Consider the following 22,025-nt stretch of genomic DNA (forward strand, 5'->3'; position numbering starts at 1 on the left):
CTGACGAGAATAGCCGCTGGCTTGCGCGAAGCCGCGTGGTGGTGTGCGCTGAACCCATGTCAGGACAGACTTTCGACGTTGTGGTGATCGGGGCCGGACCGGTCGGCGAGGTGGCCGCCGAACGCGCCGCCAAGGACGGGCTGAAGGTGGCGCTCGTCGAGCACGAGTTGTTCGGTGGGGAGTGCTCGTACTGGGCCTGCATTCCGAGCAAGGCGTTGCTGCGCCCGGGAAACCTGCTCGCCGCGGCGAAGCGGATGCCCGGCGTGCCGGTCGGCGCTGCGCTCGACCCGGCGCAGGTGTTCGCCCGGCGGGACTGGTTCACCGGCAAGGGCGACGACGCCGGGCAGGTGGACTGGGCGCGCGGCGCGGGCATCGAGCCGGTGCGCGGCCACGGCCGGATCACCGGCGAGCGCGAGGTGACGGTGGGCGAGGACCTGGTGCTCACCGCCCGTCACGCGGTGATCGTCTGCACCGGCAGCGTCCCGCGGTCGCCGTCGATCCCGGGGCTCGACACGATCCGGCCGTGGGGCTCGCGTGAGGCCACGTCGGCGTCCGCGGTGCCCGCGCGCCTCGGCGTGCTCGGCGGCGGGGTGGTCGGCGTCGAGATGGCGCAGGCGTGGGCCCGGCTCGGCGCCGAGGTGCACCTGGTGATCTCCGGCGAGCGCCCGCTGCCGAAGCTGCCGGCGTTCGCGGGTGACCTGCTGCTCGGCGGGCTGCGCGAGGAGGGCGTCTTCGTGCACACCATGTCCGGCATCCGCGAGGTGTCCGCTGTGGACGGCGGTGCGCAGCTCACGCTGGCCGACGGCGAGCAGCTGGTGGTCGACGAGCTGCTGGTCGCCACCGGCCGGGCCCCGGCGACCGGCGACGTCGGACTCGACGTGCTCGGCCTGCCCACCGACGCCCCGCTCGCCGTCGACGAGAGCGGCCGGGTGTCCGCCGTGGACGGTGGCTGGCTGTACGGGGCCGGTGATGTCACCGGCCGCGCGCTGCTGACGCACCAGGGCAAGTACGGCGCGCGGGTCGCCGGCGACAGCGTCGCGGCCCGCGCCCGGGGCGAGGAAATCTCGACCGCGCCGTGGAGCCGTTACAGCGCGACGGCCGATCACCACGCCGTGCCGCAGGTGGTGTTCACCGACCCGGAGGTGACGTCCGTCGGACTCACCGAGGCGCGCGAGGGCTCGGCCGACCGCGTGGTGGACATCGACATCGCGGTGGCCGGCTCGTCCCTGCACGCCGACGGGTACAAGGGCAAGGCGCGCATGGTCGTGGACACCGAGCGCGGGGTGGTGCTCGGGGTGACGTTCGTCGGCCCGGACGTGGCCGAGCTGCTGCACTCGGCGACCATCGCCGTCGTCGGCGAGGTGCCGCTGGACCGGCTGTGGCACGCCGTGCCCGCGTTCCCGACGATCAGCGAGGTGTGGCTGCGGCTGCTGGAGGCGTACGGGCTCTGACGCTCAGCTCGGCAGCACCAGGTCGAGCGCGCCCTTCGCGGCACGGGCGAGGCCGGGATCGTCCGAAGTGGACGGTCCCGGCAGCCAGACCGCCTGCACCAGCCGCACACCGTTGCCCTCGATCTTGCTGGTGTAGGCGGCGCCGTCGAACTGCGGGGCCGGGCCCGGCCACTTGCCGGCCTCGGTGGCGACGTCGATGATGCCGCCACTACCCGGCGTGTCGGCCACCTCTTTGAAGTGCGAGGCCTGCGCGGCATCAGGAAACGCGACGACGGCCACAGTCACCGCAGCCGCCCGCCCATCGACCTGGGCGGTGTAACTCGCCCGCTGCACTCCGACGCAACTGGTCTGCTGCAAACTCGCCTGCACATCCCCGAACGCATGCGACGCACACCGCTGATCACCACTGCCGGCCCGTACCTCGAACGTGAGGCTCGGCGCCGCCGGAGCACTGGACACCGGCGCACTGGACACCGGCGGGGCCACGGCTTGGGAACTCGCGGGCGGCGCCGCGGTCTGCCCACCGTCCCCACCACCCCCGGTCGCCGCGATGATCACCGCGGTGACCAACAGCACCACCAACAACCCGATAGCCCCGAGCGGCAACCACCGCACAGTCCGCGACTGCTTACCGGAACCCCCACCCGGCGGCGGTGTTGCCCCCGTGCCTGCTGCTCCCGCGCCTGCCGCCGAGCCCGCGCCTGCTGGCGTTCCGGTACCCGCCGCAGCGCCCGCGCCTACTGCTCCCGCACCTGCTGTCGCAGTGCGCGCCGCTGCTCCTGCGCCTGCCGCAGGGCCCGCGCCCGCTGCTGTTCCTGTGCCTGCTGCCCCGGTGCCCGCCGCAGTGCCTGTGCCTGCTGCCGTTCCCATGCGTGCCGCAGCGCCTGTGCCCGCCGGGGTTCCGGCGCCGGTCGCCGCTCCTGCGCTTGGCCTCGTTCCGGTGCCTGCCGCTGTTGCCGCACTGGTTGCCGTTCCGGTGCCCGCAGCCGCCGGACGCGGACTGTTCCCGGGCTGCGCCATCGGCCGCGGTTTGGCCAGCGGCTGGGACGCCGCCCCGGCCACCCGCGGCGGCGGTGCCATGGCCTCGGTGACCTCTTCACCTTCCGCCGATGGTCCTGCCGTGCTGCCAGTAGAACCGCCCGATGTGGACGGACCCGGCCGCCCCGGCGAGGCAACGGACTCGGTCGGCTCATCGGCAAGCCCAGCCGAGGTCTCACCGATACCTGCGGCCGCCGAAGTGCCAGCCGCGGGGGAAGACGCGGCCGACCTGCTGGGTTGCCCCGCCGGTGAAGGCGAGGCGGTGGCACCTGCACCGGGGAAGACCGGCGCCCCACTCCGATCAGTGGGAGAAGCCCCACCCGCCGACCCGCCCGCAGCGCCGGGGGAAGTGGCGCCGGTTGCAGCCGGATCAGCGAAAGCGGAGCCCGCCGAGCCAGGGGCCGCGGCACCGGCTGCGGCCGGGCCAGGGACGGCGGAACCCATTGCGCCGGGGGAAGCGGCACCGGCTGTCGTCGCGCCAGGGGAAGTGGCGCCGGTTGCAGCTGGGGCAGGGGAAACCGCACCCATCGTGCCGGGGGAAGCGGAATCAGCCGCGCCGGTGCCGGGGGAAGGCGGACTGGCGGCCGGGGCGACGTGCGGGACCGGAGCGAGCGTCGGGAACACCGGTGGCGGTGGCGGCACCGAGGTGATCTTCGGGCGGGCCGCGGTGAATCTGTCCGGATGGGACATCGGGACGGTCTGCGGAGTCGCGGCCACCGACGGCGTCCCGGAGGCCGAGCCCGCTGCGGCGGGCTCCACCGGGCGAGCCCTCGAGGACGCGGCCGGGTTAGGCGCAGCAGAGGTCCCCGAGGACGCGGCCGGGGGAGCGGCAGCAGGGGACCCCGAGGAAGCAGCCGAGGCGGGCATCGCGGCGGATCGGCCAGTGGAGGGCATTGCGGCGCCCGCCGGAGGCAAGGCAACGGCACCAGCCGCAGGCCCAGCCCCTCGCCGGCCCCCACTGCCCACAGAGGACACCCGACTCTCCGGCGGCACCGGCGAATCATCCGTATACCGGACAAAACCCTCGCCCAGCAGAACATCGTCCGATAACTCCGGAGCATCCGGGGCAAAGGCAGTGATCAGGGCGCGCGCCTGGTCAAGCGAGCGCGGGCGGCGGGCCGTCGCCAGGGAAACCGTCGCCGCGAGCATGGTGGTGGGGGTCGGGTGCAGGACGCGGACCGGGCCGGCCAGGTCGGCCGGGGGCTGGTCGACGGTTTCCACATACGGGCCCACCGCGATGATCGTGCCGACCGGGCCGGTGCCCGGGGCCAGCTCCGCGATCCGGCGCTCGCACTCCTGGGACAGGTCGAGGGCCTCGGTGGCCGGGTTGACCGCGTCGTCGCCGTGGACCAGGGGCCAGCCGTCGGCCTTCCAGGGGCCGCCGAGGGGGGCCTCGAGGCGCAGGGCCGGGTCGGGCAGGTCGACGCCGATCACGATGAGCACGCCCTTCGGCAGCACCACCACCGCTTCCACGGCCCGGTCGCCGCCGACCGGGCGGGCGCCGACCAGTGCGACGCCGCCGATCACGGTGCTGCCGCGGCCGAGCGAAGCCAGCGCCGCCCGCACGTCTTCGGCGACGCGCGACGGCTGCTGCCCGAGGCGGACCAGTCGCACCGAAACCCTCCTCACCTCGACCGTTTCCGGGGCACCACGCTAGCGCGCCCGGCCCCGTACGCGGCGCGACACGGGGAAGCGTCGGCGTGCCTCCCTCCTAAAGGGGGTTCCCGTGCGACTTGTGGGGTTCGTGTGGCCAAACAGCACGGTTGGGGTGCAGAATGTGCTACACAGTGCTGCAAGTCGGGAAGAGACACGGAAAGCGCACAGAGCCCGTCGCTGGTCGAGAGGTCGTAGGGGAAGACGTCCCTCGTCGAGCAAGCGGAGGTCAGCAGTGAGCACCCGTGGCAACACCCGAGGCGTGGTGTACGTCCACTCGTCGCCGTCTGCGGTTTGCCCGCACGTCGAGTGGGCTATTTCGGGCACCCTGGGTGCCCGAGTCGAGCTGAAGTGGACGGCGCAGCCCGCCAGTCCGGGACAGCTCCGCGCCGAATGCGGCTGGCGTGCGCCCGCCGGCAGTGGCGGCAAGCTGGCCGCCGCGCTCAAGGCGTGGCCGATGCTGCGCTTCGAGGTCACCGAGGAGCCCAGCGCGGGCCTCGACGGCGAGCGGTTCTGCTTCGCGCCCGGCCTCGGCCTGTGGCACGGGCGGACCAGCGCCAACGGCGACATCGTGGTCGGCGAGGACCAGCTGCGCGCGCTCGTGACCATGACGCGGGGCGGCGAATCCTTGGCGCACAAGCTGGACGAGCTGCTGGCGGCGAGCTGGGACGAGGCGCTGGAGCCCTACCGGCACGCCGGCGACGGCGCCCCGGTCACCTGGCTGCACCAGGTCGGCTGACCGCCGGGGGCGGGTGGGTACCCTCTCAGGGGTGACCGCCCAACCGCCCGTCCGTTCTCGCCAGCGGTGGCTGGTTCCCGTCCTGGTCGTGGTGCTGTCCCTCACCGTCGGTGGCGGGCTGCTCGCGCGTGAGCTGTACCAGCGCCCGGAGGCGAAACCCGTCGACGCCGGCACGGTGGCCCCACCAGTCTCGGCGGACCCCGATGGCCGCCCGGGGTCCGGCAACGTCGAAGTCACCGACGACGTGGCGCATCACCCGGAGGGCGACGCGGTGCGCCCGGTCATCCAGGCCTACTTCGACTCGATCAACAGCCGCGATTACGCGGCCTGGAAGAAGACGGTCAGCGTCCAGCGGGTGCAGCAGAAGCCCTCGGCCGAGTCCTGGGCGAAGGACTTCCGGTCCACGAAGGACGGCAGCATCCTGATCTACCGGATCGAGCCCGCCGCGCACGGCTCGCTGCGCGTGCTGCTGGCGTTCACCAGCACGCAGTCGAAGGAAGACGCGCCGGAGAACCTCAAGAGCGGGTGCATCCACTGGCGGCTGGTGTGGCCGATGGTCTTCCAGAACGGCGGCTTCAAGATCGACACCGTGGACAGCACCGGCCGCTCGCCGGAGGGCGAAGTCTGCTGAGTCCCCGACCGACGCTGAGTCCCTTACCGACGAAAGAGGCCCTCTCCCACGCGGGAGAGGGCCTCTTTTCGTAGCTTTCGCCGATCAGACGGCGGGGGTGAACAGCAGCGCGGTGTTGTGGCCGCCGAAGCCGAACGAGTTGCTGATCGCCGCGGTGATCTCCATCTTGCGGTTCTCACCGGACACCACGTCGAGCTGGACCTTCGGGTCCAGGTCGGTGAGGTTCAGCGTCGTCGGCACCACGCCCTCGTACATCGAGAGGATCGTGGCGATGCCCTCCACCGCGCCGGCGCCGCCGACGAGGTGGCCGAGGGCGCCCTTCGGCGCGGTGACCACCGCGTGGTCGCCGATGGCGGTCCGGATCGCGGCCGCCTCGCCGATGTCACCGACCACAGTGGACGTGGCGTGCGCGTTCACGTGCTGGATGTCCGCCGGGGACAGCCGGGCCATGTCCATCGCGGCCCGCATGGCCGCGATCTGCCCGATGCCGTCCGGGTGGTTGCCCGTGATGTGGTAGGCATCGGATGTGATCCCGTAGCCGGCGAGCGTCGCGTAGATCCGCGCGCCGCGGGCCTTGGCGAGGTCGGCCCGCTCCAGCACCACGACGCCCGAGCCCTCACCGAGGACGAAGCCGTCGCGGCTGACGTCGAACGGCCGGGACGCGGCCGACGGGTCGTCGTTGCGGGTCGACACCGTGCGCGCCTGGGCGAAGCCGGCCAGCGTGATCGGGTGGATGCACGCCTCGGTGCCGCCCGCGACCACGACGTCGGCCCGGCCGGACCGGATCATCTCGTAGCCGGTGGCGATGCCCTCGGCGCCGGAAGCGCACGCCGAGGCCGGGGAGTGCACGCCCGCCCGGGCCTTCAGGTCGATGCTCACGTGCGCGGCCGGGCCGTTGGGCATCAGCATCGGCACGGTGAGCGGGGAGACCTTGCGAAGACCCTGCTGGTGCAGCAGGTCGTTCTGGCTCAGCAGCGTCACCGGGCCGCCGACGCCGGTGCCGATGGACACGCCGAGGCGCTCCGGCACGACGTCGGTGTGCTCGTCGGTCTGCTCGGTGAAGCCGGCATCGGCCCAGGCCTGGCGCGCGGCGATGATCGCCACCTGCTCGCACCGGTCCAGCCGCCGGGCCTGGACGCGCGGCAGCACCTCGCTGGGCTCGACGGCCAGCGTTCCGCCGATCTTCACGGGCAGGCCGAGTTCTTCGACCCAGTCCGCGGTCAATGGGCGGACGCCGCTGCGGCCGGCCAGCAGGCCGTCCCAAGTGGACGCGACGTCTCCGCCGAGCGGGGTGGTGGCCCCCATGCCGGTGATGACGACGTCGATGTTGCTCATGCGTTCACCTCGTTGGCGGTCGGTGTGGCCTGAGCCGGACTCCCGGCCCGGGTACGAAGAGGACCTAGTTCTGGTTGGCGGAGACGTAGTTCACCGCGTCGCCGACGGTCTTGAGGTTGGCCAGCTCGTCGTCCGGGATCTTGACGCCGAACTTGTCCTCGGCCTGCACGGCGATCTCGACCATCGACAGCGAGTCGATGTCCAGGTCGTCCACGAACGACTTCTCGGCGGTGACGTCGTCCTGAGCCACACCGGCCACCTCTTCGACGATCTCGGCGAGGCCGGCGAGGATCTCAGCGTTGTCAGCCATGGGGGTTGTTCCCTTCTCGGTTCTTCATTTCGTGTGCTGCCCCGCGGGCACGGCGCCCGCGCGGCAAGTATTCACTCAGGGGCAGAGGAAAGCCTGCCCGGCATAGGAAAGCCCGGCACCGAAGCCGACCGCCAGCACGACGTCGCCGGACTTCGCGGTGCCCGCCTTGCGCATGTGGTCCAGCGCCAGCGGGATCGATGCCGACGAGGTGTTGCCGGAGTACTTGATGTCGTCGGCGACGACCAGGTCCTCCCGCGCGCCCGCGGCCCGCAGCTTCTTGGCGATCGACTCGACGATGCGCAGGTTCGCCTGGTGCGGGATCAGGATGTCCACATCGGACGGCTGCAGGCCCGCGGCCTCCAGCGCGCGCAGGGCGATCGGCGCGATCTGCGTGGTCGCCCACCGGAAGACCGACTGGCCCTCCTGGTAGATGTACTTCCCGTCGCGCATGTAGATCAGGTCGACCAGGTCGCCGGCGCTGCCCCAGACCACCGGGCCGATGCCCGGCTCGTCGGCGCCGCCGACCACCGCGGCGCCCGCGCCGTCGGCGAAGATGATCGCGTTCGCGCGGTCGAGCGGGTCGACCGAGTCGGTGAGCTTCTCCGCGCCGATCACCAGGACCTTCTTCGCGGAGCCGGCCCGGATCAGGTCCGAGGCCACGCCGAGGCCGTAGCAGAAGCCGGCGCACGCGGCGTTGAGGTCGAAGGCGCCGGCGCTCTGGATGCCGATCCGGGTGGCGACCTGGGCGGCCGCGTTCGGGATCTGCGTCGGCATCGTGCAGTTCGGCAGGATGACCGTGTCCACTTCGGACGGATCGACGCCCGCGTCGGCCAGCGCGGCGGAGCCGGCGGCGACGGCGAAGTCGACCAGCAGCTCGTCCTTCTCCCCGAAGCGCCGCTCGATGATGCCGACGCGGTCGCGGATCCACTGGTCGTTGGTGTCCATGAGCTGCGACAGGTCGTCGTTGGTGACGATCTTGTCCGGCTGGTGGCTCCCGGTGCCGAGGATCCGGGTGCTGCTCGGGCCGGTGCTCTGGCGCAGGCTGGGGCGGTCGGTCACTGGGCGTCCTCCTCGCGCAGGTTCGCCAGCTCAGCCGGCGTCTTCAGCGCGATGGTAGTGGTGACGACACCCTTGAGCTGCCGCTTGACCAGGCCGGTCAGCGTGCCCGCGGGCGCGAGTTCGAATGTGCTGGTCACGCCGAGCGAGACGAGGCCGTCCATGGTCAGGTCCCAGCGCACCGGGCGGGTCACCTGGGCGACCAGGCGGTCCAGGTACTCGGCGCCGCTGGTGACCACCCGGCCGTCCGCATTGGACAGCAGCGGGCGGACCGGGTCGGCCGGGGTGAGGCCGGCGGCGTGCTCGCGCAGGGCGGCTTCGGCGGGCGCCATGTACGGCGTGTGGAAGGCGCCGGCCACCTTGAGCGCACGGATCTTCGTGCCCTCGAGCGGTTCGGCGACGATCCGTTCGATCGCCTCGGCCGAGCCGGACGCGACGATCTGGCCCGCGCCGTTCCGGTTGGCCGCGGCCAGGCCCTGCTCCTCGAGCCACGCCACGACCTGCTCGGGATCGCCGAGCATCACGGCCGCCATCGACGTGGGCTCCAGCGCGCAGGCCTTCGCCATCTCGGCGCCGCGCACGGCGGCGAGCGCCACCGCGTCGGCCGAGCTGAGCACCCCGGCGATCGCGGCCGCGGCCAGCTCGCCGACCGAGTGCCCGGCCACCGGAGCGTCGGCCGCCACCGGGGCGGCCTGCTGCAGGTGCTCGAACGAGAGCAGGGAAAGCGCCACGATCAGCGGCTGCGCGACGGCGGTGTCCTGGATCTCCTCGGCGCCGGCCTCGGTGCCGAGCCGGAGCAGGTCGAGCCCGGCGTGGGCGGACCACTCGGCCACGCGCGCGCGGGCGCCGTCGAGCTCGAGCCACGGGGTGAGCATGCCGGGGGCCTGGGAGCCCTGGCCGGGAGAGAGGACTGCGACTGTCACCTGTCTATGACACCACGCGGACCCGCTCCGGCCGGATGCGGGCGGTCACCAAGTCCGACCGGCGTAATTGGAGGAAACCTCCAACGGCCCGCCGTGAATCTCCGCCCTTAACCCAGATGCCTTGTGGGATTCAACCATTGCTTGCCGTGAAGTCGGTCACGGAGTGGTGAGGTCGCTGCCGCGGTGCGAACGGTCCCGCCCGGCCCGATGCGCCCCAATGCGGCGTTGGTTGCTCCAGCCCTGCCCCACCACCACCCTCAGCGGAGGCACTCCGTGCCCAGCCCTGATTCCACGCACCGAACGCCACATTGGGTGCGTTGGGTCCGGGGCCGGCTGGGGCGGCGCCGGCCGGGGTCACCAGAGGCCGCGGGCCCGCGCCAGGCGGCCGACGGTCAGCGCGATCCGCAGGACCAGCGCGTCGCGGGGCTCGGTGGGGTTGCGGCCGGTCAGCTCGGCCGCCTTGCGCAGCCGGTACCGCACCGTGTTGGGGTGCACGAACAGGGCCTGCGCGCAGCGTTCGAGCACGCCGCCGGTCTCGAGGTAGGTCTCCACCGTGCGCTGCAGCGCCGGCCCCGCCTCTTCGAGCGGGCGGGCGACGAGGTCCACCAGCAGCCGCTCGGCCTCCGGGTCGCCGGACAGGGCGCGCTCGGGCAGCAGGTCTTCGGAGCGGACCGGGCGCGGGGCGCCGGGCCAGCCGACCACCGCGCGCAGCCCGGACAGCGCCTCGGCCGCGCTGTGGTGGGCCTCGGCCAGCGACGGGACGGTCGGGCCGGCCACCACCGGGCCGTCGGCGAACACCGCGGACATCCGGGAGAGCGTTTCGCGCTCCTTCGGCCCGCCGTCGGTGGGGCCGCCGATCACGATGACCAGCCGCGAGCCCTGCACCGACAGCAGCACCGGCCGGCCGACCCGCGCGGCCCGGCTGCGGACCTCGAACACGACCGTCGGCGGGTCTTCCGACGGCGGGTTGCCCACGAGCACCGTCGCGGCCGAAGCCGGGTCCCAGCCGAGCGCGGCGGCGCGGGAGAGCACCGCTTCCTCGGCGTCGCCGCGGACGATGCCGTCGACGACCAGCGCCTCCAGCCGCGCGTCCCACGCACCGCGCGCTTCCGCTGCGGCAGCGTAGGAATTGGCCGCGGCGAAGGCGATTTCCCGGCCGTAGCGCAGAATTCCTTCGATCAGGGCGGCGCGCTCGGCCTCGTTCGCGGCGAACTCCGGCAGCTGCTCCTCGAACACCTCGATGGCCAGCCGCACCATGCCGACGGCCTGGCGCAGGCTGACCCAACGCGAAAGCTCGGCGGGCGCGTCGCGGAACGCCTCCGTGGTGAGCTTCAGCGCCTCCTTCGAATCACGCAGCCAGTCGACGAAGCCCGCCGCGCCGGCCTGCGTGATGAGCAGGACGCTCGCGCGCTGGTCCGCGGGCAGCCGCGCGAACCACACCAGCCGCTGCTCCATCACCGCGACGCTCGCGCTCGCGAGGCGCCCGGACGCGTGCTCCAGCCCGCGCAGGGTCTTGGCGGACAGCCCGTGGTGCTTGGGCACCTGGCGCCCGGAACTCGTTTCAGCCATGTCAGGACCGATCCTACGGGTGCGCGTACCAGCAACTTTCGACGGCGGACACGCAACCACGGGTGCTAGGAACAGGCGCCGCCCCCTCTCTACGATCGGCCGAGGTGACAATCGTCACCGAATACGACGGCAAGGGGGAACGGGCTATGCCAGAGCCCGGATTGGAGATCGACGCGATCTCCAAGCGGTACGGCACCGTGGTCGCGCTGGAGAAGATGACTTTCGACGTACGGCCGGGGGAGCTTTTCGGTTTCGTCGGCAGCAACGGCGCCGGCAAGACCACCACCATGCGCATCGCCCTCGGCGTGCTCAGCGCCGACGCCGGCGAGGTGCGCTACGCCGGCGAGCCGGTGAACTACGAGACCCGCCGCCACATCGGGTACATGCCCGAAGAGCGAGGTCTGTACCCGAAGATGAAGGTCGGCGAGCAGCTGACCTACCTGGCCCGGCTGCACGGGATGTCGGCGTCGGACGCCAAAGCCTCCACGGAACGGTGGACCGAGCGGCTCGGTGTCGCCGCGCGCCGCGACAGCGAGGTCCAGGCGCTGAGTCTCGGCAACCAGCAGCGCGTGCAGCTCGCCGCCGCGCTGGTGCACGAGCCGCGGATCCTCGTGCTGGACGAGCCGTTCTCCGGCCTCGACCCGGTCGCGGTGGACGTGATGAGCGCGGTGCTGCGGGAGAAGGCGGCCACGGGGGTGCCCGTCGTGTTCTCCAGCCACCAGCTCGATCTGGTGGAGCGGCTGTGCGACCGGATCGGGATCGTCCGAAGTGGACGGATGGAGGCGTGTGGTTCCGTGGCGGAGCTGCGTTCCGGCGGCGCGGTCCGGCTGCTCGTGGACGCGCCGGAGGCCGCGGACGGCTGGGCCGCCGGGCTGCCCGGCGTCACCGTGCTCGGCCGCGAGGGCTCGGTGACCGAAGTGGAGCTGGGCGACGGCGCGGACGACCAGGCCGTGCTGCGCGCGGCACTGGCGACCGGGCCGGTGCGCGGGTTCTCGCGGAAACTGCCTTCTCTGACCGATCTTTTCCGCTCCGTCGTGAGCGAACACCACACCCAGGAGACTGCGGCATGAGCGAGCCCGACGTCCGGATGAGCCCGCTGTCCGCGGTCGGCCTGGTGGCCTCGCGCGAGATCGGCACGCGGGTCAAGTCGAAGGCCTACCGGATCAGCACGCTGATCATGCTGATCCTCATCGTCGCCGTCACGGTGGTGTTCAAGCTCATCGGTGGCAGCAGCGGCCCCGACGCGACCGTCGGCTTCGTGCCCGCGGCCGCCCCGCTCGCGGCGCCGGTGACGGCCACGGCGAAGTCGATCGGCAAGAACGTCGCCACTGAGCAGGTGCCCGACCAGCAGGCCGGCGTCGCCAAGCTGAACGACGGCTCGATCGACGCGTTGCTGGTGCAGGACGCGCAGCGGGTGCACGTCCAGGTGAAGAAGACGCTCGACCCGACGCTCAAGAACGTGCTGAACGTGGTGGCCGGGCAAATCGCCCTCGGCGAGCAGATCCGCGGGCTCGGCGGTGATCCGGCGAAGGTCGGGGCCGCCGTCGCCGGCGCTTCGATCGACGAACTGCCGCCGCTGCAGCAGCCGTACAACTACGACGGCCAGCAGCTCATTCTCGGTATCATCGCCGGGATCCTCATCTACCTGTCGTTGATGCTGAACGGCCAGAGCGTGGCGCAGGGCGTGGTCGAGGAGAAGACGTCCCGCGTGGTCGAGCTGCTGCTGTCCACGATCAAGCCGTGGCAGCTGATGGCGGGCAAGGTGCTCGGCATCGGCACGGTGGGGCTGATCCAGATGCTGGCGATCGGCGTGGTCGGGCTGGCCGCGGGGCTGGGGCTGGGGGTGCTGACCATCTCGGTGTCGGCGGCCATCGGCACCGTGGTGTGGCTGATCGTCTGGTACCTGCTCGGCTTCTTCATGTACTCGATCGTCTTCGCCGCGCTCGGCGCGCTCGTCTCCCGCCAGGAGGACGTCGGCGGCGCGACGATGCCGGCGCTGATGCTGGTGATCGTCGGTTACGTGGTCGGCATCTCGGTGCTGCCCTCGGACCCGTCGAACTCGTTCGCCGAGGTGCTGTCGGTGATCCCGGTCTTCGCGCCGACACTGATGCCGATGCGGCTGGCGATGGGCGGGGTGCCGGTGTGGGAGGCCGTGCTTTCGGTGGGGCTGGTGGTACTGCTGATCCCGGCGCTGATCTGGCTGGCCGCGCGGATCTACCGCAACGCCGTGATGCGCACCGGCGCGAAGGTCAAGCTGCGGGACGCGCTGAGCGCGGCCTGAGTGGTTGGTGGGGCACCTGTGGCCACGAGCGTCCGGGCAGTAGGGGCGTTGCGTGGCCACAGGTGTTTCCGGGTGGGTGTTTGTGTGGTGCTTGTTAAATCGCGAGCGGACATGTGCGTGTTCACGCGGTGATTCGCGGTGATGATTGGGCCGAATGGCCGCGGTGTCCTGCCCGCCGGACCGGAGTGGCCGCGCCTATGCCGTCAACTGTGCCGCTTCGTCAGGCTTCGGTGCGAGTGGCCGCAAACGCGCTGGAGCAGGTGAAGGCGTAACCGCGGTCGACAAGCGCTGTCATCCAGGGAAACCCGAAGCGTATTCGCAGAGCGACCGCTCGCGTACGCGCTGATTGCTTCCGGGCTGATTGCTGGGGAAATGCTCGAGGCCGCCCGGCGCTTGCGGTTTTCGCTGCGCCGGACGGCCTCGTCTCCCCGGTCCCCACCGGTAGTACAAGTATGGCCGTCATTGATCTTCCCGCGCCAGTCGTCTCACTCGATCGTGGTGCACAGCACTCTCGTCCGCTGGGTACCTGATCATCGAACCGGTGCACAGCGGACGCCGCCGGATTCGAAGCCGACCACGGCGAAGGGAGCCCGCGTGGGTGAGCAATTGAAGGACGGACTCGGACAGGCCTGGAATCTGGTGGCCACGTTCGTCCCGAAACTCGTCGGATTTCTGATCATCCTGTTCATCGGCTGGCTGATCGCGAAAGCCGTGTCCAAAGCACTCGGACTGGTGCTCGGAAAGCTCGGATTCTCGCGGCTGATCGAGAAGACCGGGCTCACCGGAATGATGAAGCAGGCGAATGTGGACGCCACCGGCATCCTGGTCAAACTCGTCTACTACTTCATTCTGCTGATCGCCCTGCAGCTGGCGTTCGGCGTGTTCGGCGCGTCGAACCCGGTCAGCCAGCTGCTGAACGAGATCATCGCGTTCCTGCCGCGGATCCTGGTGGCGCTGGTGCTGATCGTGGTGGCCGCGGCCATCGCCAAGGTGGTGCGTGACGTGGTCACCTCCGCGATGGCGGCGCGTCCCGCGGGGCGCCTGCTCGGCACCGTCGCCTACTGGCTGATCATGGCGTTCGGCATCATCGCGGCGCTGGGCCAGGTGAACATCGCGACGGCGGTGACCGGCCCGGTGCTGATCGCCGTGCTGGCGACCATCGGCGGCGTCATCGTGGTCGGCTTCGGCGGCGGCCTGATCAAACCGGCCCAGGACCGCTGGGGCGGCTGGCTCTCCAACCTCCAGGGCCAGCTCGGCAGCGGCGACGGTGGTTCGGCGCGTGGGGTCGGGCAGGGTCAGGCTCTGTCAGGTCAGCCTCAGCCGGGTCAGGCTCAGCGCGGTCAGGCACAGCCGGGCCAGACGGCCCAGGCTCAGACCCAGCCGGGCCGGACTCAGCAGGCCCAGGCCCAGACACAGCAGGCTCAGACGCAGCAGGCCCAGGCCCAGCAAACCCGGATGCAGGAGACCCAGTCCGCCCACGCGGGCAACGGCCACCAGCCCGGCTCCGACACCCCGACCCCGCCCGCGGGATTCGGCCGCGTCGAACGCTGAGCTACCCCTCGGCGAGGGTCCGGTGCATCGGGTGGGCACCGGACCCTCGCCGTTCCCGTGCGCGATTGGCTGTGCCCGCTCGGCCAAGCGGCACAGCCATGTCGCGCGGCCACCCTGACGGGGCGCTCTGGCCGGGCCACCTCGCGCAGCCGCCTCGCCCGGCCGCCCAAATGGATCGCCTCGTCGAGCCATCTCGCCCAGCCTGCTCGGCGGTGCCCGCTTGACCATCCCGCGCAACTGCTCTGGTCGGCCGCCCTGCCGAGTCATCCCGCCCGGCCGCCACGCCGCCATCCGACCCGGCCGCCCTGGCGGGTCGCCCGCCGAGCCACCTCGCCTGGCCGCTCTGGCTTCGCCCCGCCGTCTCGCCCGGCGGCCCGCAGCCGCCATCTAGCCAAGCCGCCCTGGTGGGTGGCCCCGCTCAGACATCGGGCCGCCCCGCGCCGCCGCTCGCGCGGCCGCCCCGCGGTGTCGCGCAGCCGCCCTGCCCGACCATCGCCCGGCTGCCCCACCCAGCCGTCTCGCTCGGCTGTCTCACGGGGCGGGATGTCTTCCGCCTCACAACGGTGGGGGAATTGCCCCGCGATGCTGCATGTTGGGAGCGGTAGACCGGAAGGGGTGGGGACGTGGACTTCCTGCTGCATCACGGCGTGACCGTGCTGGGCCAGTGGATCTCGATCGCGGAGCTGGCGGGCCAGGTGTTCGCGCTGGCTGTCGTGTTCCTGGCCGAGCGGCGGACGCTGTGGACGTGGCCGGTGCAGGTCGGGGCCACCGTGCTGTTGTTCTCCGTCTACATCTCCGCGCACCTCGGCGGGCTGGCGAGCCGGCAGATCGCCATCCTCGCCATCTCGCTTTACGGCTGGTGGGCGTGGAATCGGCGCAGCGATCCGGTGTACGGCGTCGTCGTGCGTAAGGGGCGGTGGACCGAGCGGGCCGCGATGCTGGCCGGGTTCGTCGCCGGCACCGTAGTCATGGCGCTGGTCCTGCAGGCGCTGAACGCGTCGTGGGCGCCGTGGCCGGACGCCGCGATCTTCGTCGGGACGTTGGTGGCCTTCGGGGCCCAGGGGGCCGGTCTGGTGGAGTTCTGGCTGGTCTGGCTGGTGGTCGACGCGATCGGCGTGCCGCTGCAGATCTCGTCCGGGCTGTACTTCTCCGCGGCGATCTACATCGTTTTCGCCGCGCTGGTCGTGCACGGCTGGTGGAGCTGGAACCGCACGGCCAAGAACGTTCAGCGGGCGCCGGTCACGGCAGCATCCAGCTGAGCACCGGCGTGCTCTGACCGAACACGATCAGGCACATCACCAGCAGCAGCCCCACGCTCCACGGCAGCACCTTCCGCAGCAGCTTTCCCTCCTCGCCGGGCAGATTCGCCGCCACGCAGGCGATCGTGAGGTTCTGCGGCGAGACCATCTTGCCCAGTACGCCGCCGGAGCTGTTCGCCGCCGCCAGCAGGTCGGCGGGCAGCCCGGTCTGGTGGGCGGCCGTCACCTGGAGGGCGCCGAACAGCGCGTTGGCCGAGGTGTCCGAGCCGGAGACGGCGACCCCGAACCAGCCGAGCACCGGCGAAAGGAACGCGAGCCCGGCGCCCGCCGCCGCGATGAACGTGCCGATGGTGGCGGTCTGCCCGGACAGGTTCATCACGTACGCCAGCGCGAGCACCCCCGCGACCGTGACGATCGCGAAGCGCAGCTCCTTCACCGTTGCCAGCCATTCCGCGACGGCGCCGCTCGCCGCGACCTTCAGCGCGATCACCGTGATGATCCCGGCCAAGAGCACAAGCGTGCCGCCGGTGTTGAGGAACGGCAGCGAGAAAGTGTTGCCGGACACCGCTTTCCCATTGGGACTGTGCACGTCGAGGCCGGCCCAGTGGAACTTCCAGGTGGCCCGGTCGAGCAGGTTCTTCACCGGCGGCACCTGCGCGAGCGAGAAGACCACGATGATCAGCGCGTACGGCAGATAGGCGCGCACGACCTCGCCGCGCTCGTCCGGCCGGTCGAGCGTCGCGGTGCGGGTGCCGGTGAGGACCCGCGCGCGGACCTCGGCGGACACCGCGCGCCGGGTCATCGGCAACGCGACCAGCGCCGCCGCCCCGGCGAGCGCGGCGCCGATGTCGGCCAGCTGCGGCGACACGAAGTTGGACGCGAGGAACTGCACCACCCCGAACGCGAGCCCGCAGACCAGCGCCGGGATCCAGGTCTCCCGCAGGCCGCGGCGGCCGTCGACGATGATCACCAGCAGCAGCGGCACGAACAGCGCGAGCAACGGCGTCTGCCGCCCGACGATCGACGACACCTGGTCCAGCGGCAGCCCGGTGACCTGCGCCAGCGTGACCACCGGGGTGCCCATCGCGCCGAACGCCACCGGCGCGGTGTTGGCCACCAGCGCGACCACCGCCGCCTTGGCCGGGCCGAAGCCCACGGCCACGAGCATCACCGCGCTGATCGCCACCGGCGCGCCGAACCCGGCCAGCGCCTCCATCAGCGCCCCGAAGCAGAACGCGATGATCAGCGCCTGGATCCGCGGGTCGTCGGAGACCCGGCCGAACGAGCGGCGCAGCACGTCGAAATGGCCCGTGCGCACGGTGACCCGGTAGACCCACAGCGCGTTGACCACGATCCACAGGATGGGGAACAGGCCGAAGGCGGCGCCCTGCAGCGCGCCGGAGATCGCCTGGCCCACCGGCATGCCGAACACCACGGTGGCCACGACCAGCGCGACCACCAGCCCGATCAGCGCGGCGTGGTGCGCCTTGGCCCGGACCACGCCGAGCAGCACCAGCACCACGGCCAGCGGGATGATCGCGACCAGCGCGGAAACGCCGAGGGAACCGGCCAGCGGAGTGGGATCCTGAACGAACAAGCCGACCTCCGGGGGGACCGATGCTTCCGCATAGCGGAAACGGCGTTTCACGAGGTGGCTGAGATAGTGGTCACAACTGCCACGGCCCGTCAAGGCTGTGTCGCACGTCCGGCCCAGTGCCCGAAGCGCCCCAATGTGGCGTTGGTTGCTCCAGCCCTGCCCCACCACCACCCTCAACGGAAGCGCTCCGCGCCCAGCCCCGATTCCACGCACCCAATGTGGCGTTCGGTGCGTTGGACGCATCGAACGCCACATTGGGGCGCATTCGGCCCGGGGGTGAGGTGGGGCTGGTGGGGGTCAGCGCAGGGTGGCGTGTGATGGCCGGAGGTCTTCGATCCGCCGGACGCCCAGCAGCTGCATGGTCCGGACCATCTCCGTGCGCAGGATGTCGACGCACCGCTGCACCCCGCGTTCGCCGCCGGCCATCAGGCCGTACAGGAACGCGCGGCCGATCAGCACGGCGTCCGCGCCGCGGGCGAGTGCGGCCACGATGTCGCCGCCGGACAGGATGCCGGTGTCGACCCACACCTCGGCGCTGCCCTGCAGCTCGTCGAGCACGGCGGGCAGCAGCTCGATCGGCGTCGGCGCGCGGTCGAGCTGGCGTCCGCCGTGGTTGGACAGCACCACCCCGTCGGCGCCGTGTTTCACCACGTCGCGGGCGTCGTCGACGTTCTGGACGCCCTTGATCACCAGCTTGCCCGGCCAGGTGCGGCGCACCCAGTCGAGGTCGTCGAAGTCGAGCGTGGGGTCGAACAGCTTGTCCAGCAGCTCGGCCACGGTGCCGCCGAAGTGGTTGAGCGAGGCGAAGGTCAGCGGCTCGGTGGTGAGCAGGTTGATCCACCACGCGGGGTGCATCGCCCCGTCGGCGAACGTCTTGAGCGTGAGCGCCGGCGGGATGGTCAGGCCGTTGCGGACGTCGCGCAGCCGGGCGCCGGCCACCGGGGTGTCGACGGTCAGCAGCAGCGTGTCGTAGCCGTTCTCCCACGCCCGATTCATCAGATCTTCGCCGGCGCCGTGGTCGTTCCAGACGTAGAGCTGGAACCACTTGCGCGCGCCCGGCGCGGCTTCGGCGAGGTCCTCGATCGAGGTCGTGCCCATGGTGGACAGGCCCATCGGCATGCCGTTGCGCTCGGCCACGCGGCCCACCGCGCGCTCGCCCTCGTGCTGCATCATCCGCGTGAACCCGGTGGGCGCGAAGGCGAACGGCAGCTCCGAGCGGCGGCCGAGGATCTCCTTGCTCGTGTCCACATCGGACACGCCCCGCAGCACGTTGGGGTGGAACTCCACGCTCCGGTAGGCCTGACGGGCGCGGCGGAGGCTGTCCTCCAGCTCGGCGGCGCCGTCGGTGTAGTCGAACGCGGCGCGCGGGGTGCGCTTGCGCGCGATCATCCGCAGGTCGGCGATCGTGTGCGCGCCGGCGAGGCGCCGGTCGGTCGGGTTGAGCACGATCGGCTTCGGCCGCAGGATCTGTTTCAGTTCACTCGGCCGCGGCAGGCGACGCTGGGTCACGCTCGATCACCCTTCCTCAAGCATCCGAAATACATCCGACCTCTACCCTAGAGGCCGGGGTGGCGCAAAAGCATCAGGCCCCACGCGAAGGGCCCTCCGGGACATGGTGCGTCCCGGAGGGCCCTTGCGGCTACGCCTGCTTACGCGTTGCCCGAGTCCGAGGTCTGCGGGCCCGCGGCGGACACGTCGTCGATGCGGTACTTGCGCGCCGCCTCGACCACCTTGTCCTGCGCGACCTCGCCGCGCTTGGCCAGCGCGGTCAGCGCGCCGACCACGATCGACTCGGCGTCGACCAGGAACTTGCGCCGCGCCGCCGGGCGGGTGTCGGAGAAGCCGAACCCGTCCGTGCCGAGCGTGAGCATGTCGGTGGGCACCCACGGGCGGATCAGGTCCGGCACCGCGCGCATCCAGTCCGACACCGCCACGATCGGGCCGCGCACGCCCGAGAGCGCCTCGGTCACGTACGGCACGCGCGGGGTGTCGCCCGGGTACAGCAGGTTGTCGTGGTCGATCGCCACGGCCTCGCGGCGCAGCTCGGTCCACGACGTCGCCGACCACACGGCCGCCCGCACGCCCCACTCCTCGGCCAGCATCTGCTGCGCCTTGAGCGCGTCCGGCATCGTGACGCCGGAGACCAGGATCTGCGCCTCCGGGCCGTCGCCCGCCGGGGCGTCGGCGTACTTGTAGAGGCCCTTGAGCAGGCCGTCCACGTCGAGGCCCTCGGGCTCGGCGGGCTGCTGGTACGGCTCGTTGTAGATCGTCATGTAGTAGAAGACGTTCTCGCCGTTGCCGTCCGGGCCCGTCTCGCCGTACATCCGGCGCAGGCCGTCCTTGACGATGTGCGCGATCTCGTACGAGTAGGCCGCGTCGTACGCCACCACCGCCGGGTTGGTCGCCGCCAGCAGCAGCGAGTGCCCGTCGGCGTGCTGCAGGCCCTCACCGGTCAGCGTGGTGCGGCCCGCGGTGGCGCCGAGCACGAAGCCGCGGGCCATCTGGTCCGCCGCCGCGTACAGGCCGTCGCCGGTGCGCTGGAACCCGAACATCGAATAGAAGATGTAGATCGGGATCATCGGCTCGCCGTGCGTGGCGTACGAGGTGCCCACCGCGGTGAACGACGCGGTCGAGCCGGCCTCGTTGATGCCCTCGTGCAGGATGACGCCCTTTTCGGACTCCTTGTACGCCAGCATCAGGCTCGCGTCGACCGAGGTGTACGTCTGGCCGTGCGGGTTGTAGATCTTGGCCGTCGGGAACATCGAGTCGAGGCCGAACGTGCGGGCCTCGTCCGGGATGATCGGCACGATCCGCTTGCCGATCTCCGAGTCCTTCGCCAACTCGCGCACCAGCCGGACGAACGCCATCGTGGTGGCGACCTCCTGCTTGCCCGAGCCCTTGCGCACGCCCTCGTAGACCTTGTCGCCGGGCAGCACGAGCGCCTTGGCGGACTTCGGCCGGCGCTCCGGCAGGAAGCCGCCGAGCGTCTTGCGGCGGCCGACCAGGTACTCGATCTCCGGCGAGTTCGCGCCCGGGTGGTAGTACGGCGGCAGCTTCGGGTCGCGCTCCAGCTCCTCGTCGCTGATCGGGATCCGCTGCGAGTCGCGGAACAGCTTGAGGTCGTCGAGCGTGAGCTTCTTCATCTGGTGCGTGGCGTTGCGGCCCTCGAACGACGGGCCGAGGCCGTAGCCCTTGATGGTGTGGGCCAGGATCACCGTCGGCTGGCCGTGGTGCTCCATGGCCGCCTTGTACGCCGCGTACACCTTGCGGTAGTCGTGGCCGCCGCGCTTGAGGTTCCAGACGTCGGCGTCGGTGAGGTCCTTGACCAGGTCCTTCGTCCGCGGGTCGCGGCCGAAGAAGTGCTCGCGGACGAACGCGCCGTCGTTGGCCTTGTAGGTCTGGAAGTCGCCGTCCGGCGTGGTGTTCATCAGGTTGACCAGCGCGCCGTCGCGGTCGGCCGAGAGCAGCGAGTCCCACTCGCGGCCCCAGATGACCTTGATCACGTTCCAGCCCGCGCCGCGGAAGTACGACTCGAGCTCCTGGATGATCTTGCCGTTGCCGCGCACCGGGCCGTCGAGCCGCTGCAGGTTGCAGTTGATCACGAAGGTCAGGTTGTCCAGGCCCTCGCCGGCGGCCACGTGGATCAGGCCGCGCGATTCCGGCTCGTCCATCTCGCCGTCGCCGAGGAACGCCCAGACGTGCTGGTCGCTGGTGTCCTTGATGCCGCGGTCGCGCAGGTAGCGGTTGAACCGGGCCTGGTAGATGGCGTTCATCGGGCCGAGGCCCATGGACACCGTCGGGTTCTCCCAGAACTCCGGCATCAGCCGCGGGTGCGGGTACGACGGCAGGCCGCCGCCCTCACCGGCGTGCGAGTACTCCTGGCGGAAGCCGTCGAGCTGCTGCTCGGTCAGCCGGCCCTCCAGGAAGGCGCGGGCGTAGATGCCCGGCGACGCGTGGCCCTGGATGTAGATCTGGTCGCCGCCGCCGGAGTGGTCCTTGCCGCGGAAGAAGTGGTTGAAGCCCACTTCGTACAGCGCGGCGGACGAGGCGTACGTCGAGATGTGCCCGCCGACGCCGACGCCCGGGCGCTGCGCGCGGTGCACCATGATCGCCGCGTTCCACCGGATGTACGCCCGGTAACGGCGCTCGAGCTCCTCGTCGCCGGGGAACCACGGCTCGTTCTCCGTGGGGATCGTGTTGACGTAGTCCGTGGAGGTCAGGGCGGGGACGCCGACGTTGCGCTCCCGCGCGCGCTCCAGGAGGCGCAGCATCAGGTACCGCGCCCGCTGGTGGCCACCCCTGGCCAGCGCCTCGTCGAAGGAGTCCAGCCACTCGGCCGTCTCGTCGGTGTCGATGTCGGGCAGGTGCGCCGCCAGTCCGTCACGGATGACGCGTACGCGTGCCGGGGTCTCCTTGCCGGAGGCGCCGTCGTTCTGCGGGGCCAAGGGGTCTCCTTGTAGCTGGTTGTGCTCTCGGGCGGGAGTGTTCGCCTCATACCCATCGTCGCCCCCGGTCCGTCTCCTGTCGCCGCTACTGAGCGGTAACAAGGGACGCCCCGGCTGCGCCACTCCCCGCGTGCGGTGTAACGCGCGCGCGTTTTTCTCCTCCAGCCTAGGGGAGAGGTTTCCGGGA

15 protein-coding genes and 1 pseudogene are annotated in these 22,025 nt (G+C 71.4%); 7 read left to right on the forward strand and 9 right to left on the reverse strand.

From position 1 onward, the window contains the following. The first annotated feature begins 56 nt into the window (after window positions 1–56). Window positions 57–1,451, forward strand: a complete 1,395-nt coding sequence (locus OG371_RS28115; protein WP_329058225.1) for a dihydrolipoyl dehydrogenase family protein — start codon at window positions 57–59, stop codon at window positions 1,449–1,451. Between the two features lie 3 nt (window positions 1,452–1,454). On the opposite strand, the gene OG371_RS47525 is transcribed toward OG371_RS28115, so the two are convergent. Further along, window positions 1,455–4,103 (reverse strand): hypothetical protein, encoded by a 2,649-nt coding sequence (locus OG371_RS47525; protein ID WP_442875994.1) that lies wholly within the window; start codon window positions 4,101–4,103, stop codon window positions 1,455–1,457. A 274-nt stretch (window positions 4,104–4,377) separates the two neighbouring features. On the opposite strand from OG371_RS47525, the gene OG371_RS28130 reads away from it, so the two are divergent. Together OG371_RS28130 and OG371_RS28135 are read left to right on the forward strand one after the other, a co-directional pair. Next, window positions 4,378–4,881: a DUF3145 domain-containing protein gene (locus tag OG371_RS28130; protein WP_329058229.1), complete on the forward strand. Its 504-nt coding sequence runs from the start codon at window positions 4,378–4,380 to the stop codon at window positions 4,879–4,881. 31 nt (window positions 4,882–4,912) lie between these two features. Then, window positions 4,913–5,512, forward strand: coding sequence for a hypothetical protein (locus OG371_RS28135; RefSeq protein WP_329058230.1), 600 nt, complete (start codon window positions 4,913–4,915; stop codon window positions 5,510–5,512). An 84-nt stretch (window positions 5,513–5,596) separates the two neighbouring features. On the opposite strand, the gene OG371_RS28140 is transcribed toward OG371_RS28135, so the two are convergent. The 5 genes from OG371_RS28140 to OG371_RS28160 form a co-directional block, all read right to left on the reverse strand. After that, window positions 5,597–6,847, reverse strand: a complete 1,251-nt coding sequence (locus tag OG371_RS28140; RefSeq protein WP_329058231.1) for a beta-ketoacyl-[acyl-carrier-protein] synthase family protein — start codon at window positions 6,845–6,847, stop codon at window positions 5,597–5,599. A gap of 64 nt (window positions 6,848–6,911) precedes the next feature. Beyond that, complete coding sequence (locus OG371_RS28145; protein WP_091628111.1) at window positions 6,912–7,157, reverse strand: acyl carrier protein; 246 nt, start codon at window positions 7,155–7,157, stop codon at window positions 6,912–6,914. 75 nt (window positions 7,158–7,232) lie between these two features. Further along, window positions 7,233–8,216, reverse strand: coding sequence for a beta-ketoacyl-ACP synthase 3 (locus OG371_RS28150; protein WP_329058233.1), 984 nt, complete (start codon window positions 8,214–8,216; stop codon window positions 7,233–7,235). Continuing rightward, window positions 8,213–9,136, reverse strand: a complete 924-nt coding sequence (locus OG371_RS28155; RefSeq protein ID WP_329058234.1) for an ACP S-malonyltransferase — start codon at window positions 9,134–9,136, stop codon at window positions 8,213–8,215. The genes OG371_RS28150 and OG371_RS28155 overlap by 4 nt, the downstream gene beginning before the upstream one ends. A gap of 354 nt (window positions 9,137–9,490) precedes the next feature. Beyond that, window positions 9,491–10,705, reverse strand: a complete 1,215-nt coding sequence (locus tag OG371_RS28160) for a PucR family transcriptional regulator (protein WP_329058235.1) — start codon at window positions 10,703–10,705, stop codon at window positions 9,491–9,493. 146 nt (window positions 10,706–10,851) lie between these two features. On the opposite strand from OG371_RS28160, the gene OG371_RS28165 reads away from it, so the two are divergent. The 4 genes and pseudogenes from OG371_RS28165 (at window position 10,852) to OG371_RS28180 (ending at window position 15,796) form a co-directional block, all read left to right on the forward strand. Next, entirely contained in the window at window positions 10,852–11,775 is a 924-nt protein-coding gene (locus tag OG371_RS28165; RefSeq protein ID WP_329073282.1) for an ABC transporter ATP-binding protein, read from the forward strand. Beyond that, a complete protein-coding gene (locus tag OG371_RS28170; RefSeq protein WP_329058237.1) occupies window positions 11,772–12,986 on the forward strand; it encodes an ABC transporter permease in 1,215 nt (404 codons plus the stop codon). The genes OG371_RS28165 and OG371_RS28170 overlap by 4 nt, the downstream gene beginning before the upstream one ends. A 594-nt stretch (window positions 12,987–13,580) precedes the next feature. After that, window positions 13,581–14,255: pseudogene (locus OG371_RS28175) on the forward strand (mechanosensitive ion channel family protein); the annotation flags it as partial. A 905-nt stretch (window positions 14,256–15,160) separates the two neighbouring features. After that, window positions 15,161–15,796 carry a nicotinamide mononucleotide transporter family protein gene (locus tag OG371_RS28180; protein WP_329058239.1) on the forward strand — a complete coding sequence of 212 codons (636 nt, stop codon included), beginning with the start codon at window positions 15,161–15,163 and terminating at the stop codon, window positions 15,794–15,796. On the opposite strand, the gene OG371_RS28185 is transcribed toward OG371_RS28180, so the two are convergent. The 3 genes from OG371_RS28185 to aceE all read right to left on the reverse strand — a co-directional run bounded on the left by OG371_RS28185 (window position 15,777) and on the right by aceE (window position 21,838). After that, window positions 15,777–17,393 carry an L-lactate permease gene (locus tag OG371_RS28185; RefSeq protein WP_329058240.1) on the reverse strand — a complete coding sequence of 539 codons (1,617 nt, stop codon included), beginning with the start codon at window positions 17,391–17,393 and terminating at the stop codon, window positions 15,777–15,779. The two genes, OG371_RS28180 and OG371_RS28185, sit on opposite strands and share 20 nt — an antisense overlap. Window positions 17,394–17,690: 297 nt before the next feature. Beyond that, complete coding sequence (locus tag OG371_RS28190) at window positions 17,691–18,902, reverse strand: alpha-hydroxy acid oxidase (RefSeq protein WP_329058241.1); 1,212 nt, start codon at window positions 18,900–18,902, stop codon at window positions 17,691–17,693. A gap of 140 nt (window positions 18,903–19,042) precedes the next feature. Further along, window positions 19,043–21,838, reverse strand: coding sequence for a pyruvate dehydrogenase (acetyl-transferring), homodimeric type (aceE, locus tag OG371_RS28195; protein WP_329058243.1), 2,796 nt, complete (start codon window positions 21,836–21,838; stop codon window positions 19,043–19,045). Window positions 21,839–22,025 lie beyond the last annotated feature (187 nt).

The sequence above is a fragment of the Amycolatopsis sp. NBC_01480 genome, from assembly GCF_036227205.1.
Lineage (GTDB): Bacteria > Actinomycetota > Actinomycetes > Mycobacteriales > Pseudonocardiaceae > Amycolatopsis.